This window comes from Aporhodopirellula sallentina SM41, assembly GCF_000346505.1.
GTDB classification, from domain to species: Bacteria; Planctomycetota; Planctomycetia; order Pirellulales; family Pirellulaceae; genus Rhodopirellula; species Rhodopirellula sallentina.
This window is the reverse complement of record NZ_ANOH01000261.1, coordinates 1-16,106: the sequence shown is the minus strand read 5'-3', so window position 1 is coordinate 16,106 and position 16,106 is coordinate 1. Positions and strand designations below refer to the sequence as shown.

Genomic DNA, 16,106 nt, shown 5'->3' with positions numbered 1-16,106 from the left:
GTTTTCATGGTCGTGACAGGAACGCATTTGCTAACGGTGCGATAAGCGGTACGAGTTTGTTGAACAGGAACACGCACGGTGTAGTTCTGGGCAACTTGCTCGGTGTAAGGAACTTGGACAGTGTACGTCTGAGCAACTTGCTCAGTGTAAGGCACGGTCACGTTGTACGACTGTTCAACTTGCTCTGTGTAGGGCACGCTGACGGTGTACGTTTGGGTTTGCGTTTCAGTGTAAGGAACTTGAACGCTGTAAGTTTGGGTGACGGTTTCGGTGTAAGGCACGCAAACTTGGTAAGTTTGGGTTTGCGTGGTCGTCACAGGAACCTGAACCGTGTAGCTTTGCTCAACTTCTTCGGTGTAAGGAACGGTAACTTGGTACGTTTCTTCACGAGTTTGTTGAACAGGAACTTGCACCGTGTAAGTCTGCTCGACTTGCTCGGTGTAAGGAACGTTCACGGTGTAGCTTTGCGTTTGAGTCTCGGTGTATGGGACTTGCACGGTGTAGGTTTGCTCAACCTGATCCGTGTAAGGAACCGAAACTTGGTAGCTCTGCTCGACTTCAGTCGTCACAGGAACTTGAACCGTGTAAGTTTCTTCCTCAGTGTAAGGAACTGCGACTTGAACGTCGTAGGTTTCCGTACGGGTCTGAGTTTGTGGAACGTTGACGGTGTATTCTTGCGAACGAGTTTCGACGCGAGCAACTTGCTTCGTCACGCTCTTCATGCGGGTCTGAGTTTGACGCTGATACGTGGTGGTTGGAACCAGTTTGGTTTCCGTCACGTATTGCGAACGCATGACCGTTTGCGTTTGATAAGACACGGTTGGGCCGCAGCCTCCCGCATCGCCGTAGGCGGCAGCGCCGCCTGCTGCGACTACCGAACCGGCAGAAGCACAATCGCTTCCGGTGGCGCAGCCGCCGCAATCACCGCATCCTGCGTGGACCGAAGCAGCGAACAACATCGCTGCGGCCGATCCCATAAACATCCTCAGAAAACTCGACTTCATTGAAAACCCTCTCGAAATGCTCACGACCTGTGAGGCAACAGAAGAAACACGGGTAAGCTTTAACGGCTGCGTACTCTGGGCGGACATCGCCCTTCAGCCCCAAAAGGTAGATGCTAGGAGGTATGTGTCAACAATCAGGCATTCGATTCGTGGACAAGTTTCTAAGTTTTTCACTAATGAACGTCGGTATCCTTCAATTAGGTTTCATTTTTCTCGTTGATTGAGGGGGTCCGAGTGTTTTCGAGGACGCTGCAGAGGGGCGTCAATCGCATACGGCGTCCCAATAGCGAGACCGAGCACACGACTTCGAGAGATCCCAGCACGAAAACGTCACGCGATCCCGCGATTGGTCTTGGTGACCATCGAGTCAGCAAATTCAAAAAACTTATTTCATCCGATTCGACTCTTGGGACGAGCGCCAAAACGGACATTTGCACGGAGCAATCCGGTAGGCACAAATGTGGGACAATAACGCCCCCTTGAGCACACTAGGGATGTCCCTATCCGCACAGGAAAGTTGTGGATTGGAGTTGGTTCGCCGGCACAAATTGTGGAAAGTAGTTGAAAACGGTTATCATTCTGCAAACATGTTGGATAGTGGTCGCGAATTCCTTGGTTTTGCTGCGAAATATGCAAAACGATTGAAACGTTCGTGCACCTGCGTGAAGGGCTTCCAGAGGTGGGGGAAATCAACCTGTGTCGAAAATTATCTGGGTAGGCGATGGCGACGTGCCACCGGACGGTTTCCTCGCCATCGCGTCCGGCGACTCGGAATGCCCCCAAAACCCTGGCGACGATCCAGGCCAGGAAGCGAATCCGCCGACGGCCGACTCGGTGCAGTGGGTCCGCGCTGACTCCGTCGTCGAGGCCTTCCCGTTGCTCGAGGAAGACGACGTCGCGGGCGTCTGGCTCGGCCGCGACAGCCTCCCACAGATCTCCGAGGTGCGAGGCATCTCCCAGAGTGGGTTGATGCTGCGTGATATGCCCGAAGGGGTTGCGCTTCTGGATTCCGACCTGAGGGTTATCTGGGCCAACCGCCAACTCCTCCAATGGGCCGAACGCGAGGAAGGCATGCCACTGGGGATGACTTTCTACGAGTTACTGCACAACCCTGAAATCATGGGACCGGATTTCTGCCCGTTCCATACCTCTCTAGCGACCGGTGATCAGAGCCATTCGACGCTGCACAGCGCAGGCAGCCAGTACTTCAAAGTCCACGCGGCCCCGATTCACTCTGCCGATGCTCCCCGGCACCTGATCGTGACGATCAGCGATATCACCGAAGAGATCCTCCAAGAGCAGAAACTCGCGGCGATCCACCAGGCGGGCCGCGAACTCGCGGATCTTCGCCCGAACGAGATCTTCATGATGGAAGTTGATGAGCGGATCGACCTGCTCAAGGACAACATCCAGCATTACTTGCGTGACCTTCTGAATTTCGAAGTCATCGAGATTCGCGTTCTCGAACAATCCACCGGCGACCTGCTGCCTCTGCTGAGCGTTGGGATCGACGAAGAGGCATCGGACCGCCGACTGCTGGCCCGGATGCACGAGAACGGTATCACCGGCTACGTTGCCGCGAGCGGTGTTCCTTACATCTGCCATGACGTCCTCAACGATCCACTGTTTATTCCAGGCGTCGCGAATGCACGCAGTTCACTGACCGTGCCGCTGATTTTGCACGATCAGGTGCTCGGAACGATTAATGTCGAGAGTCCCGAGGTGTCGGCGTTCTCGGACAGCGATCTGCAGTTCCTCGAAATCTTTGCCCGCGACATCGCGTTCGCGCTCAATACGCTCGAGTTGTTGGTGGCACAGAAGGCGAACACGGCCCAACAAAGTTGCGACGCGATCCACAGCGCCGTGGCGATGCCGGTCGACGCGATCCTCAACGACGCCGTCCACGTTATGGAGGGCTACATCGGACACAGCCCCGAGGTGATGGACCGCCTCGGACGGATCCTGCAGAACTCGCGCGACATCAAACGCACGATTCAGCAAATCGGACAAAAGATGACCCCGCTCGAAGCGGTCGCCGCCGACGAAAAATCCGAACAACACGCGGCCCTTCGCGGGCAACGGATCCTCGTCGTCGATGAGGATGAGCAGGTTCGCGAAGACGCTCACCGGCTACTCGAACGATATGGATGCGTCGTTGAAACGGCTCACGCCGGTGACGAGGCCGTGCTGATGGTTCGCCGCAGCGGTGGGGAGGATTCCTACGACGCCATCATCAGTGACATTCGGCTGTCCGATTACAGCGGCTACCAGTTGATGCTGCGTCTGGGCAAGTTGATGGATCACGTTCCGATGATTTTGATGACCGGGTTCGGTTACGACCCTGGCCACTCGATCGTGAAAGCCAAACAAAACGGACTGCATCCCAAAGCGGTGCTGTACAAGCCGTTTCGCTTGGATCAGTTGATCGATGTTTTGAAGACGGTCCTTGAGGCAACGCCCAAGCCTCGAAACGACGAAGGCGAGATGTCCGACGACGACAACGAGGCCGGGCATCAAACAACCACCTCCAGTGGTGCCCGGCCGTAGGCGGTAATCTCGGGTGGTGATTGGTTCCGCCTCGTCATATGCAGTGCACCACAGCGAGTGCGCTACCTCTTTGAGTGCGTTACTTCTTCTTGAGCCAGCGGAAGCAGCTGGCTACGGCGTGCAACAGATGCTCGATCGGAACCCGGCGGACATGGCCGTGGCGATCCGTTTGCGTGACCTCGTGAGTCTCCAGGTCGACCGCCGTCAGGTACCCGCCACCGAAGCAGTAGGTGTCGACCCCGACGAGGTGAGCGTGACAAAGTATTTCGCCGCTGGCCTGCGGCGTGTGCCCCAAGTAAACCCGTTTGCCGCTGACGTGCGGCATCGGCAGGGGGCTAGGCAAATGAGCCCAATAGGTCAGCTCGTCGTCCTGGTCGGCGATGTCCTGGAGCGGGTTGTACATCGCGTGGACAAAGATCTCTGCATCCGTCTCGTGGTAGCGTTTGAGATTGCAGAAGAAATCCAGGTGGCTCGAAGGGATCTTCGTCGCCGAACCGCCGTAACTGGTCACGGTCGCCTTCCCGCCACTGCGCAACCATGTTTCGTCACTCAGGCCGCTCATGACCACGCCCTGCAACATGACTTCGTGGTTACCACGCAGCGGAATGACTCTGCAGGTTTGCGAAAGTTGGATGAGTTGATCGACCACGTCTCGCGAGTTGGGGCCACGGTCGACGTAATCGCCGACAAAGATCACCTCGTCGTCACTGCTCAACGACAGAGCGGCAAGCAGCGACCGCAACGCTTTCCCGCATCCATGAATGTCGCCGATAACATAACGTGCCATGCGACGTACTAGTTCACGCTCGGGTCAAACCCCTCATTCTCGTCGGGGAACGAGAGATCAGGGCGAAGGTCTTTTAAGATCGCATGACCGCAGCGATGAACGAGTTTTTCCCAAACATCCTCGTCGGACTCGAAAATGGAGTCGGCCTCCGCACGAGTCACCAGCCAACCGCCCGCACGAAGTTCGCCGTCGAGTTGGCCGGGCCCCCATCCCGAATAGCCAACGATGAATTTCAGCCGCGTGTCGTCACGGCGCAAGAGGATGCGAAGGTGGTCTTCGTCGGCGGTCATCCACGCGGGCACATCCGACCACTGAATCGACATCGATCCCCAAGGCTCAGCCGGATGATCATGCAACGTCGTGTGAGTCCCGGCGGGATCGTTCTCGCTCGAGGTAGCGGTCGTGGGGTCATCCGGCTTCCCGCACGGTTCGCCGATACCGGCGATTTCGTGAAGAGCCAAGAGCGGTCCTTCGACGGGGCCGCCGATGTGGATTTGGTCGCGATGCGATCCGCCGCCTTCCGATCCTCCGTCGGCACCGGACGATGATTTCTCCACACCGGTAGGCGAAACATCGGAAAGACTCGATTGCCAAGACGGGCTGGACATTTCAACGACTTCGCCGAAACGTTTCGATGTGCTGCGGTTGATCACGACGCCGAATGCGCCTTCGTCGGTGTGACGAATGACAAACACGACTGCGCGAAAGAAATGCCCGTCGGTGAGGTACGGCGACGCAACGAGAAAGCAACCGGTGCAGTTTTGAGATTCACTCATTCTGGCCCTTTCCTTTCGATCAGCATGCGTCGTAACAAATTCCGTCATCGCCTCCACATCCTGCGTCGACACTACGGGCCGGCAAAGACATAAGTGCGGATAGCTCAAACAGGCAACCGACGACCAGTCCGGACGGCAACCTTAGGAGTTTTTGCCGACCCAGTGATCCTGCCACAGGCACCCCGCCCACGACAGCCCGACACCGAAACCGACCAGCATATTGGTGTCGGCAGCGGTTAACTCACCGCGTTGGCGTAGACGATCGATCAAGATCGGCAACGTACACGATACCGTGTTCCCAATATCCGCCAAGTCGATTGGCAGGCGTTCTTCAGAAACGTTCATGCGTTGTCGCAGTTGCTCGAGCATTTTCCACGTCGCCTGATGCATGAGGTAACGATGCACGTCGCCATCGGAAAGCGAGTTTGCCTCCAGGATTTCATCCACCAATCGCGGGATCGCCTCGACGGTAAATCCGATCAGACTCGGGCCGTCCATATACAGCCGGCTCTTCCATCGTTTGCGGTGTCGCGGTGGGATGACATCCTCGGGGGCGCGTGCCCCACCGTCGCCCACGATCAGCATGTCCGCACCGCTGCCGTCGCTGCCGAATTGGAATCCCCACAGGCTCGGCTGGTCGCCCGCCGTGAGCAACGTGGCCGCCGCCGCGTCGCCGAAAATCGTACGCAGGCTGCGGTCATCCTCATCGATATACTTGCTGTAGGTTTCCGCGGTCAGCAGCAACACTCGTTTGGCCACGCCGCTTTGGAAGAGACCGTCGGCCATCGCGAGACCGTACACAAAGCCGCTGCAGCCGAGGTTGAAATCAATCGCCCCGCAGCGGGTCGGCAAACCCAACCGGTCCTGCAGCAGGCACGCGGTTGTGGGCAATGGGTAATCTGGGGTCTGCGTGCACAGCAGCACAAAATCGATCGATGCCGGGTCGATCGACTCCCGTTCGAAAAGATCCACCGCAGCGTTGTAAGCCAAGTCAGCGGCGGTCACCTCGGGAGCGGCAATGTGCCGCTGCTGAATCCCGGTTTTTTCCGCGATCAATTTCAGGTCCCAGTTTGGGAACTGCTCCTGCAAACTGTCGTTGTCTTCCACCCGTGGCGGCAGATGAACGGCGATCGGACCGATTTGAGCGTAGGGCACGTGAATATTCAGCGAGCGGGGGAGATGAAGTTTCGAACAAAAAGTCGCGATGAACGTTCCATCAGCGGTAGTGGCAAAGCGTACCAGCCTGCCTGCCCGGGTGGAAGGAATGCTAAATTCGTCAGGCAAACGCCTCGTCCAAGGTGACGGTTTTCAGGATCACACGGCTCCTAACGTCGCCACGTTCACCTTCCGCCTGGCCGTCCTCGTCCGCGGGTCGACAGACTCCCCGAACCGAAGCACTATATCGGCTCATCTTCCATATCACACGAAAGCATTTCCATGATCGATCGAATTCTCGTCACGGGCGGGGCTGGTTTTCTCGGATCCCACATCTGCGAACGGCTCGTCGATGAAGGTCACGACGTGATCTGCCTAGACAATTTCTTCACCAGCCAGAAGACCAACGTCGCACACCTACTCGGCCGACCGAATTTCGAGTTGATCCGGCACGACATCACTCTGCCGATCCATCTGGAAGTGGACAAGATCTACAACATGGCGTGCCCGGCCGCTCCGGGACATTATCAGTACAACCCGATCAAGACGATCAAGACCAGCGTGCTCGGTTCGATCAACATGCTCGGGATCGCCAAACGATGCGGCGCCCGGATCCTGCAGGCCAGCACCAGCGAAGTGTACGGCGACCCGGAAGAACATCCGCAAACCGAATCGTATCGCGGCAACGTCAACCCGATCGGTATCCGAGCCTGCTATGACGAAGGCAAACGGGTGGCCGAAACGTTGTTCATGGACTACCACCGCAGCAACAACGTGGACACGCGAATCGTCCGCATCTTCAACACCTACGGTCCGCGAATGCACCCGTACGACGGACGCGTCGTGTCCAACTTCATCCGCCAAGCTCTCGCGGGTCAGGACATCACGTTGTTCGGCGACGGAACCCAAACCCGTTCGTTCTGTTACCGCGATGACCTCGTCGAAGTCATCATCCGCATGATGAACCAAGACGATTTCATCGGCCCGGTAAACATCGGAAACCCCGACGAATTCACGATCCGTGAACTGGCTGAAAAAGTGATCGAGCTTTCTGGTTCATCGAGCAAGCTGACGTTCGCACCTCTGCCGGACGACGATCCCACACGTCGTCGCCCCGACATCACATTGGCGAAAGATAAATTGGGCTGGGAACCGGGTATTAAATTGGACGCAGGATTGAAGCAAACAATCGACTGGTTCAAGACGATTAATCTGGATGACTATCGGCCGCCAACACCGAACTACTCGTAAGATCGCGGGTAGCGTGAATTGTAGATGCGAGTCTTGGAAAGACTCGCCTACGTGTGGGTGGGGGATCTTTGTTAGGCTCGATCGACCTCGCAACTACTACGCCTTCACTGCAGATTGGGTAAACTGTTCGGTGTTCGCTCGGTGGCGTGTCCGCCAGATGTCGTTCATGCCCCTTTTTGGCACGTGCCACTCACTCGATCTCAGTGTTGACCATGATGGCGTTGGACACGATGACAACGGCTGGATTCTTTCTCGCCCGCAGCCTGGGCGACATGCTTTACGTCGCGTCCACGCCCGCCTCTTCGCAGACTGAATCGATGCACATCGCAACGACGGTTGGCCTGCTCTTGGCCGCCAGCTTGTTGGCGGGGCTCGCCAGCGAGATGCTGCGACTTCCCAAGGTCACCGCGTACTTGATCGCGGGCCTTTTACTCGGGCCGAGCGTTTTTGATGTCCTGCCCCACCATCACCATCAGTTTCTCGAGCCGCTGACCAAGCTCGCGATGGCGCTCGTTCTGTTTTACCTCGGAACCCTGTTTCCGTTTGATCAAATCAGACGAGTCCGCAAAAAGGCGATTCCGCTGTCGCTCGGAGAGATGTTCTTCACCGCGTTGTTTGTCACCACGGGGATTTTCTTACTCGGCATGTCCCCGGCACAATCCGTGCTGCTAGGCACGCTCGCGATTGCAACCGCCCCGGCGACAACCATGTTTGTCCTGCGGGAAACCAACGCAGAAGGCCCCGTCACCAGCCTCACAGGAACGCTCGTGACCCTGAACAACCTCGTGGCCGTGATCGCGTTCGAATTGGTTTGGCTAGGGATCGAGCTATCGACCGCTAGCGATGTTCAGTCGCAATCGGTGGGCGCGACGTTGATGCGTTTGGTGCAATCACTCGGCGGTGCCTTCTCGCTCGGTTTAGTCGGCGGTCTGGTCATGAGTTACGCGTGCGAAATCATGCACACGCGGCGTTGGCTCGTGCTCCTGGTGGGAATGTCCGCATTACTCCTGGGGCTCAGCGAAACATGGAGCCTCCCATACATGCTGGTGTTTTTGGTCGTCGGTGTCGTCGTCGTGAACTCATCGAGCGGCACGCAAAAAATCACCGGACAACTCGATTCGATCGGCGGACTGCTGACGGTTGTTTTCTTTTCGGTGCACGGCAGTGAACTGGATCTCGCCTTGCTCGCCGACGTCGGCATCATCGGTGCGGGTTACGTCGTTCTGCGCAGTTTCGGCAAAGTGTTCGGCACTTGGCTCGTGGCGTCGCAGACCGGTGCCTCGCCACAAGTCAAAACATGGTTAGGCCCGGCGTTATTGGCACAGGCCGGTGTGGCGATTTCGCTGAGCGCGACGGCAACATCGCGTAACCCCGACATCGCCGGTCAGGTTCAAACGATCGTATTGGGAACCGTCGTGGTGTTTGAAATCTTTGGGCCGCTGCTGACACGCGCCGCCGTGCTGCGGAGCGGAGAGATGCCGATCGCCAACTCGATCCATCACACCTTCGGCACGCCGCTGAGCGCCCTGCGAAACGTGTTCACTCGGTTGGCCGGCTCGGCAGGTCTGCTCAATAAAAAGACCGCTCTGTCGGAGCGTATGCGGGTCGAACAAGTGATGCGTCGCAGCGTCGACGGGATTGCCGAAAACGCAGACTTCAACGAGGTCGTCCATTTTGTTGAGCACTCTCACGACAACACGTTTCCGGTGGTCGATGATGACCGATGCGTTGTCGGTTTGATCCGATTCGACCTGCTCAACCAAGCCTTCTTCGACCCGACTTCGGATCATCTCGTGCGGGCCGGCGACTTGGCAACGCCACCGGACCTCCTGCTTCACCCGTCACAACCGGTCCGCGCTGCGGTGGATCTGTTTCGACAAACCAGCGATGACTGCGTGGCGGTTGTCACGGACGAGCCTCCTCATCGTTTGATCGCGACGGTGCGCCGGAGCGACCTGACCAGCCTTCTGATACGGGATCGCAAAGCGGGCCTCGGCGGTGGCGAATCATCATCGTGACACACATCTTTTTGCGTCAATGCTTCGAACCACTATTTCGCACCACGCAGATCGCTCCCGAGCGCGGTTTCAAAATGGACGTGCCTGACTCCCGTCCCCTATGCGAGAGAAGCGTTCGCGGCGAGCGAACCGCAAACGTTTTCGTTGGCCTAGATCGTTCTTAAAACGACGTAGCCGATCTCGCCAAACTTCGGTGGCCTGAGTTCTGACGTATCCTGCTACGTGAGAGCAGGTCAAACCCTTCCACCGAATCAACACCCATCACCCAACGCACGTGAAAAAACGCGAGCCGGCAGGGTGCTGCCGACACGCGTTTGGTGTGATCGAGTCTTGGTGTGATCGAATAAAAGGTTGGACTATTCGTCGCTTCCTTCACCTTGCTTCGATGCCATCTCTTTTAGTTGATCGAGCATCTGTTGCATGCGTTTCTTTTTGTTTGCCACTGGACGTGTCCACTGCTTTGACCTGAGCGTCGATCGCTTCATCGAAGTTCGACATCGAGGCCTGCATTTGAGCGATCAAGACATACATGTATGGCTTCATCTCATCTTCGGCACCATCGACCTCTTCGTTCAACGCTGCGATCGTTTCAACAGCGAGCGGACCGGGGTCGGTCCCTTGCTGCATCGACGACATCAGGCCGTATCCGAACTGCGTGATCGCTTGAGCGTCACCTTTGGCATCGGCGATTTGTTTGCGGAAAAACTCGATGACTTCTTCGCTGCGTTCACCGGCGTCAAGGCGGAGGTTGAAACGGAAGTTGACGAGGTTTTCGCGAATCATTTCGCTCCGTGGGTCATCGCCACCGATCTCTTCGATCACTTTGTCGATGACCTTGATCGCATCTTCGAACTTGCCACTTCCGGCGAGTTGGTTGACCTTTTGCATCGCTGCGAGCAGCTTTTGCTCCTGCTTCATTTGTTCCTTGTAGGCTTCTCGGTCCCATGTGTCCGAGAGGACTTGCTCGAGCGGTTCGTCCAACTCCATCGGGTGTCCGATCCACTCGATCAAACCGGTCTTTCCGACGAGGAACGAGGAAGGAATTCCGTTCTGACCGGCAGCACGCATGTAGTCTTCACTCACGGACGCGTCCGGATCGACGGTCAACGTGTAGGCACTCGTGAGCTCTTCGAACGTTTTCTCTTCGCCAGGATATTCCTTCTCGAGCAGTTCTTGCACAGTCTCGAGTTCTTCATCCGAAACGCTGATAATTTGAACGCCTTCGCCACGATACTTTTCTTGTAACGCGGCGAGGTGCGGCATGCTTTGGATGCAGGGGCCACACCAGGTTGCCCAGAACTCAACCACATAGACTTTGTCTTTTTCGAACTCGGTTACTTCGCCACGGCCCTCTTTGGTTTCGTGGATGTAGTGTTCGATGTCCAGAGCGGGTGCTTTGTCACCAATACCGAGTGTGATTTCAGCCGATGCGGTTTGGGAAAAAAGACATCCCGCCACAACGGCGATCGAAGCAAACGCGGCGGTGGGAAGGAAAGAGCGACGGTTCATACAGAAGCCTGAACAGGTGATATGTGATTGAAACGGACGGGGCGTGTTCGAAATCGGTGCAACGGTTTTGAACGCCATCCCACGCCACATAAAAACAACGTTTCCCACAATCTTTGCAAAGCGGGAGGCGGCTGAACGGTGTTTCGAAACAGTCTCTAAGGATACCGGTGGTGCCAGCCCCCGTCGAGAGTTGCGAGAGGTAACAGGTTGGCCTTCGCGACGCCAGCACAACTCTGCCAACCGGATTCCAACAACGAGTTCAACGTGCACATCGAATGCCAGATTCGGCGACTGAACGACAACAACCGGTCTGAAACTCGACCGGCAACAGGTTGCTACCCAACCGCGATCTGCCCGTGGCGGAACCGACGACGAATGTGCCCGTACGAGGTAATGTCCAACCGGCTTAGCCAGCCGCCTTAATTTCGGCCTGCCGGAGGGCTTCGACGAGTTCCCCGATCTGGGTCAGGGCCAGTTGTTCGGCACGCGCCTTTTCGTCATAGCCGAGCGTCGCCAAGACATCGTCCACGACTGACTTGTCGAGTCGGCCCTTGAACGCACTGATGACGACACTGCGTAGGAATTTTCGACGATGGAAGAACAGTGCGCGGACAGTTTGGTGAAAGAACTGCAAATCAGGAATTGCGTTTCGACGTTCATGATCGACATCGAGACGGATGATCGCGGACTCAACCTTGGGACGCGGCCAGAACACGTTCGGGGACAGAACCCGGACGATCTCCGCTTTACAAACCGACTGCACCCAAACACTCAACGCACCGTAGTCTTTCGATCCCGGCCCTGCGATCATCCGCTCGGCGAGTTCCTTCTGGATCGTAACCACGATTCGATCTGGTGGTGGTGTTTCGTGCAGCAGGTTGCTGACAATCGGGGTGGCCACGTTGTAGGGAAGGTTCGCCACGAGCATGAAGCGACCTTCTTCGGGCAACCTCGCCCGGGCGTCGCGGATGCTCTCCATGATGTCACTACGGAGTGAATTCTTGTTCCGCAGCGCATCCCCTTGGATCATCTTTACGTGCGGGTAGTCGCGCAGTTCCTCTCCCGCCAACTGATACAGGTTTTTGTCGATCTCGACCGTCAGGATCGCTCCGGCTTGCTCGGCCATGATCCCGGTCAGCGACCCGACACCGGTTCCGATTTCGAGCACCACGTCGTTTTGAGTCAGCTCAGCGGAACGCGCGATTAGCTCGATCAAGTTCAGGTCGACGAGAAAGTTCTGCCCGTATTTTGAGACCGGCCGAAGCCCCGCGGAGGTGAGCCGTTTCGAAAGATAGCTGACCGTTTGCCGCGAACCCTGCTGGGCGCGTTTGGCGCGAATGTATGCGGCTTGGGATTGGTCCTCGGGAACAGGAGCGGGCTTCGGTTGCGTCTTCTTCGGCTTCCGATTCCACGCGTTACCGCCCACGTCCGGTGACACGTCGACCGGGGCGGGGGTTTCGGATGCCGGGCGGCGATATTTGCTGCGATCGCGATCGAGTTTAACGACTTCGTCGATCTGATCGTCGCCGCTGTCTTCAGGGTTCGTGTCGGATGGATTTGGGGTTTCGGAATCAGGCATAAAAAAGATCGGAAGGGAATGCGTCGGGAATTCTATCGGCAGGCAGCATCGGGATCGGATGTGGCCTCTAGGTGAGATGTGACATCCGGGTAATTTCGCTCCTAGGTGATATTGCCCTAGGTGTCGGAGCGGTGTTCCAGGGATCTCTGCACGTATTTTGCGAGCAGGTCAGTTTCTAAATTGACCGTGTCGCCAACCTTTCGAGTTCCCAACGTGGTGACCTCGAGGGTGTGTGGGATCAGTGCGACGGTGAAGAAGTCATCACCGACATCGACAACCGTCAGGCTGATGCCGTCGACCGTGATGCTGCCTTTGGGAACGACCTGAACAGAAAATTCACGCGGGAGCGAGAACTTCAGGTTGGCCCAAGGCGGGTCGTCGACTCGTTCGATCAATTGCCCGGTGGCATCGACGTGTCCAGAAACGTAATGTCCGCCGAGTCGGTCACCGACGGCAAGAGCACGCTCCAAATTCACTCGCGAGGATCCGGCAACCAACTCACCAAGATTGGTACGCCGCAACGTTTCCTCACCAGCCTCAAAGGTAAAAAACACACCCTCAATCGCAACTACGGTCAGGCAGCAGCCATTGATCGCGACGCTGTCACCGATCCGAGTGTCATCTTTGGTGCCCGGCGAGCGGAACATCGGAGCCTCCACCGTGATCCGTTTGCCGGGGGACTCGTCCTGGATTTCGGTGACCATGGCGAGGGTTTCAATCAGTCCGGTAAACATCGACAAATCAGATGAAGGGGATTGGGGCGGAGGCGACACCCTGTCGCGGCCGAGATGGTTCGACAAACAGGCCTGCCGGGTGTTCAATGCTGCCGTCATTGGACAAACTACGCCGTGAAAACACAACGCCCAGCGTGTTGGCGTCTGGCCAGCCCGTATTGTGGCGTCCGGCGTTCAGGCGACGGACTGTTATTGAGCGGTCCGCCCGATCCCGATTCATTGGCTTTTCAATCAATTTTTGGTTCCCGTTTACCTCACAAATCCATTACCTCACACCCCGTTGAAAATCATGACACTGATCGAATCTATCCACGCTCGTCAAATTCTCGACAGCCGCGGCAACCCTACCGTTGAATGCGAAGTCACCTTGATCGACGGTGCCGCCGGTCGCGCCGCCGTGCCCAGCGGTGCGAGCACCGGGGTTCACGAAGCCTGGGAACTGCGTGACGGCGACAAATCGCTGTTCATGGGGAAAGGCGTTTCCAAAGCGGTCGATAACGTCAACGGCAAAATCGCCGACGCACTCGAGGGAATGGACGCGACCGATCAAGCCGCTGTCGACCAAGCGATGATCGCTCTGGATGGAACTCCCAACAAGAAAAACCTCGGCGCCAACGCAATCCTCGGCGTCTCGCTGGCAACCGCACACGCCGCTGCTGCTGCGACTAACCAGCCACTCTTCCGTTACCTCGGTGGATGTGGTGCCCGCTTGCTGCCCGCACCGATGATGAACATCATCAACGGTGGCGAACACGCCGACAACAACGTCGACGTTCAAGAATTCATGGTGATGCCACTGGGCTTCGAGCGATTCAGCGACGCGTTGCGTTGCGGAACCGAAGTCTTCCACAACCTGAAGAAAGTGCTCACCGACAAAGGCTACAACACCGCTGTTGGTGACGAAGGCGGTTTCGCCCCCGACCTGAAGAGCAACCAAGAAGCTCTCGATGTGATCATGACCGCGATCGACAAAGCCGGCTACAAAGCAGGCGAGCAAGTTTGGATCGCGTTGGACGCCGCATCGACTGAGTTCTACGACGACAGCACGAAGAAGTACAAAGTCGACGGAAAAGAATTGTCGGGCGACGAAATGGTCGACTTCCTCGCCGACTGGTGCGGCAAGTACCCGATCTGCAGCATCGAAGACGGATGTGCCGAAGACGATTGGGACACCTGGAAGAAACTGACCCTGAAGCTCGGCGACAAAGTTCAACTCGTCGGCGACGACCTGTTCGTCACCAACGTCGAACGCCTGCAACGCGGTATCGACGAAGGCATCGGCAACAGCATCCTGATCAAGGTCAACCAAATCGGTACGCTGACCGAAACGATCGACGCGATTCAGTTGGCCGCTCGCAACGGTTACACCTCGATCTCCAGCCACCGCAGTGGTGAAACCGAAGACAGCACGATTGCCGACTTGGCCGTTGCTCTGTCGACCGGTCAAATCAAAACCGGATCGGCTAGCCGTAGTGACCGAATGGCGAAGTACAACCAGTTGCTTCGCATCGAAGAATTGCTCGGCGACGCAGCACAGTACGGCGGACCTTTGTTCGCCGCCAAACTGTAGTTCGCAGAGCTCGAATGTTTCAAAAGCCTCGCCTGACCGGATCACCGGTCAGGCCGAGCGGCCTGGCATGATTTCGAAATGCCACGCCTCTTTTCTCTGCAGTCGCGCATCGCCGATTTTCCGATCATCCAATCGGAATCAAACCGACAAAAACGATTACCGAATCCCCTCGTGTCGGATCGTTTCGGTACTGCTCTCGCCGACACCGCTGTTGGCCCCACTGGCGAAAGGATTGGTGACCTGCCCGCGTGTTAGGGGAACCTCCTCGTCATCTTCACTGCCGAACCAAGACGGTTTGTACTCGGAGTCAAAGTCGCTGAGGTAATAGCTGAACAGGTTATCTTCGTGATACTCGGCGTACTTTCCATCGCCGCCTCCCGGCAACCCCGCTTCGACACCACCCATCGCGTATTTGCTAACGAAGTCGATGCCGATAAAGCCGGCCACAAACAACACCACGATCGCGATCGTCAGTTTCATGATCAGAATCCAAAAAAGGGCAAAAGAATCATCCAACTCTAGTGCGCCACACCAATCGCGAGACCAATCCGACCGATCAAAAGACGCTCGAACCAAACATGCAAGCGTTGGACATTAACGAATACGACGATTAACCGGGCACCCGGCACGACTAGTTACCTCGCCCCCGACACCAATCTCATTCGAGGATTCGCAATCGCACGGCACAGCGATCACGAGATCGGATTGACAACACGGTTCGGCGATCCGGTAGGATGTATCCTGCTCAGCACTGCCGGACAATCGCACATCTCCCAATTCCAACGCGCCGCAGCCCCATGGACTCCACCGAACGAGCCGCAAGGATTGCCAGTTTTTTGCAGTTCATTCACGACGCGAGCGAGCACCTCAAACAGGCCAAAGCCTCTCCGGACCATCCATCGGTTCAGACCATCCGCGCTGCCGTCGAAGAACACAACATCGACGACCAAGGCAAACCGGCGATGTATCAACGATTCGAAAGCGCCCTCTACGACGACGCCCCATCGCTCGTCACGCTGTGGAGCTTCTTCGACACTTACCCAACACAACAATTGCGGAGTTTCCAACAACTCGTTGCACTGGAGATCGCGGGCCTGACGGGAGATCGTCATCCGCGAAAAGTCTTCGACCGATCGCCGTTCGGCATCGTCGCCCTCGTCGTCGGAACCATCACCA

The 16,106-nt window shown here is 56.9% G+C and carries 12 protein-coding genes and 1 pseudogene; 5 read left to right on the top strand and 8 right to left on the bottom strand.

The features are described from left to right. Positions 1-983 (bottom strand): annotated as a pseudogene (locus tag RSSM_RS17230) (hypothetical protein); the annotation flags it as partial. Positions 984-1,700: 717 nt separating this feature from the next. Here RSSM_RS17230 and RSSM_RS17220 point away from each other — a divergent pair. Continuing rightward, the gene (locus RSSM_RS17220; protein ID WP_008681453.1) at positions 1,701-3,551 is read left to right on the top strand and encodes a hybrid sensor histidine kinase/response regulator; all 1,851 of its coding nucleotides are present in this window, start codon (positions 1,701-1,703) and stop codon (positions 3,549-3,551) included. Between the two features lie 79 nt (positions 3,552-3,630). Here the strand turns inward: RSSM_RS17220 and RSSM_RS17215 are convergent, their stop codons facing one another. From RSSM_RS17215 to RSSM_RS17205, 3 genes are all read right to left on the bottom strand, one after another. Then, positions 3,631-4,338: a metallophosphoesterase family protein gene (locus tag RSSM_RS17215; protein ID WP_008681451.1), complete on the bottom strand. Its 708-nt coding sequence runs from the start codon at positions 4,336-4,338 to the stop codon at positions 3,631-3,633. 8 nt (positions 4,339-4,346) lie between these two features. Next, on the bottom strand, positions 4,347-5,114 hold the full coding sequence (locus RSSM_RS17210) for a YqgE/AlgH family protein (RefSeq protein ID WP_044302854.1): 768 nt from the start codon (positions 5,112-5,114) through the stop codon (positions 4,347-4,349). Positions 5,115-5,255: 141 nt separating this feature from the next. Beyond that, positions 5,256-6,269 carry a ketoacyl-ACP synthase III gene (locus tag RSSM_RS17205; RefSeq protein WP_008681447.1) on the bottom strand — a complete coding sequence of 338 codons (1,014 nt, stop codon included), beginning with the start codon at positions 6,267-6,269 and terminating at the stop codon, positions 5,256-5,258. Positions 6,270-6,551: 282 nt separating this feature from the next. On the opposite strand from RSSM_RS17205, the gene RSSM_RS17200 reads away from it, so the two are divergent. Together RSSM_RS17200 and RSSM_RS17195 are read left to right on the top strand one after the other, a co-directional pair. Continuing rightward, complete coding sequence (locus RSSM_RS17200) at positions 6,552-7,520, top strand: UDP-glucuronic acid decarboxylase family protein (protein ID WP_008681444.1); 969 nt, start codon at positions 6,552-6,554, stop codon at positions 7,518-7,520. Positions 7,521-7,696: 176 nt separating this feature from the next. Then, positions 7,697-9,538 (top strand): cation:proton antiporter domain-containing protein, encoded by a 1,842-nt coding sequence (locus RSSM_RS17195; RefSeq protein ID WP_236621208.1) that lies wholly within the window; start codon positions 7,697-7,699, stop codon positions 9,536-9,538. 372 nt (positions 9,539-9,910) lie between these two features. Here the strand turns inward: RSSM_RS17195 and RSSM_RS17190 are convergent, their stop codons facing one another. The 3 genes from RSSM_RS17190 to RSSM_RS17180 all read right to left on the bottom strand — a co-directional run bounded on the left by RSSM_RS17190 (position 9,911) and on the right by RSSM_RS17180 (position 13,360). Continuing rightward, entirely contained in the window at positions 9,911-11,047 is a 1,137-nt protein-coding gene (locus RSSM_RS17190; RefSeq protein ID WP_236621207.1) for a TlpA disulfide reductase family protein, read from the bottom strand. 406 nt (positions 11,048-11,453) lie between these two features. Continuing rightward, on the bottom strand, positions 11,454-12,626 hold the full coding sequence (gene rsmA / locus RSSM_RS17185; RefSeq protein WP_008681437.1) for a 16S rRNA (adenine(1518)-N(6)/adenine(1519)-N(6))-dimethyltransferase RsmA: 1,173 nt from the start codon (positions 12,624-12,626) through the stop codon (positions 11,454-11,456). A 116-nt stretch (positions 12,627-12,742) separates the two neighbouring features. Continuing rightward, a complete protein-coding gene (locus RSSM_RS17180) occupies positions 12,743-13,360 on the bottom strand; it encodes a riboflavin synthase (protein ID WP_044302851.1) in 618 nt (205 codons plus the stop codon). A gap of 289 nt (positions 13,361-13,649) precedes the next feature. On the opposite strand from RSSM_RS17180, the gene eno reads away from it, so the two are divergent. Continuing rightward, complete coding sequence (gene eno / locus RSSM_RS17175; protein WP_044302850.1) at positions 13,650-14,930, top strand: phosphopyruvate hydratase; 1,281 nt, start codon at positions 13,650-13,652, stop codon at positions 14,928-14,930. Positions 14,931-15,086: 156 nt separating this feature from the next. On the opposite strand, the gene RSSM_RS17170 is transcribed toward eno, so the two are convergent. After that, positions 15,087-15,410, bottom strand: a complete 324-nt coding sequence (locus RSSM_RS17170) for a hypothetical protein (protein WP_144059904.1) — start codon at positions 15,408-15,410, stop codon at positions 15,087-15,089. A gap of 317 nt (positions 15,411-15,727) precedes the next feature. Between RSSM_RS17170 and RSSM_RS17165 the strand changes: the two genes are divergently transcribed. Then, on the top strand, positions 15,728-16,106 hold a 379-nt coding region (locus RSSM_RS17165; RefSeq protein WP_008681429.1), incomplete at its 3' end, for a hypothetical protein.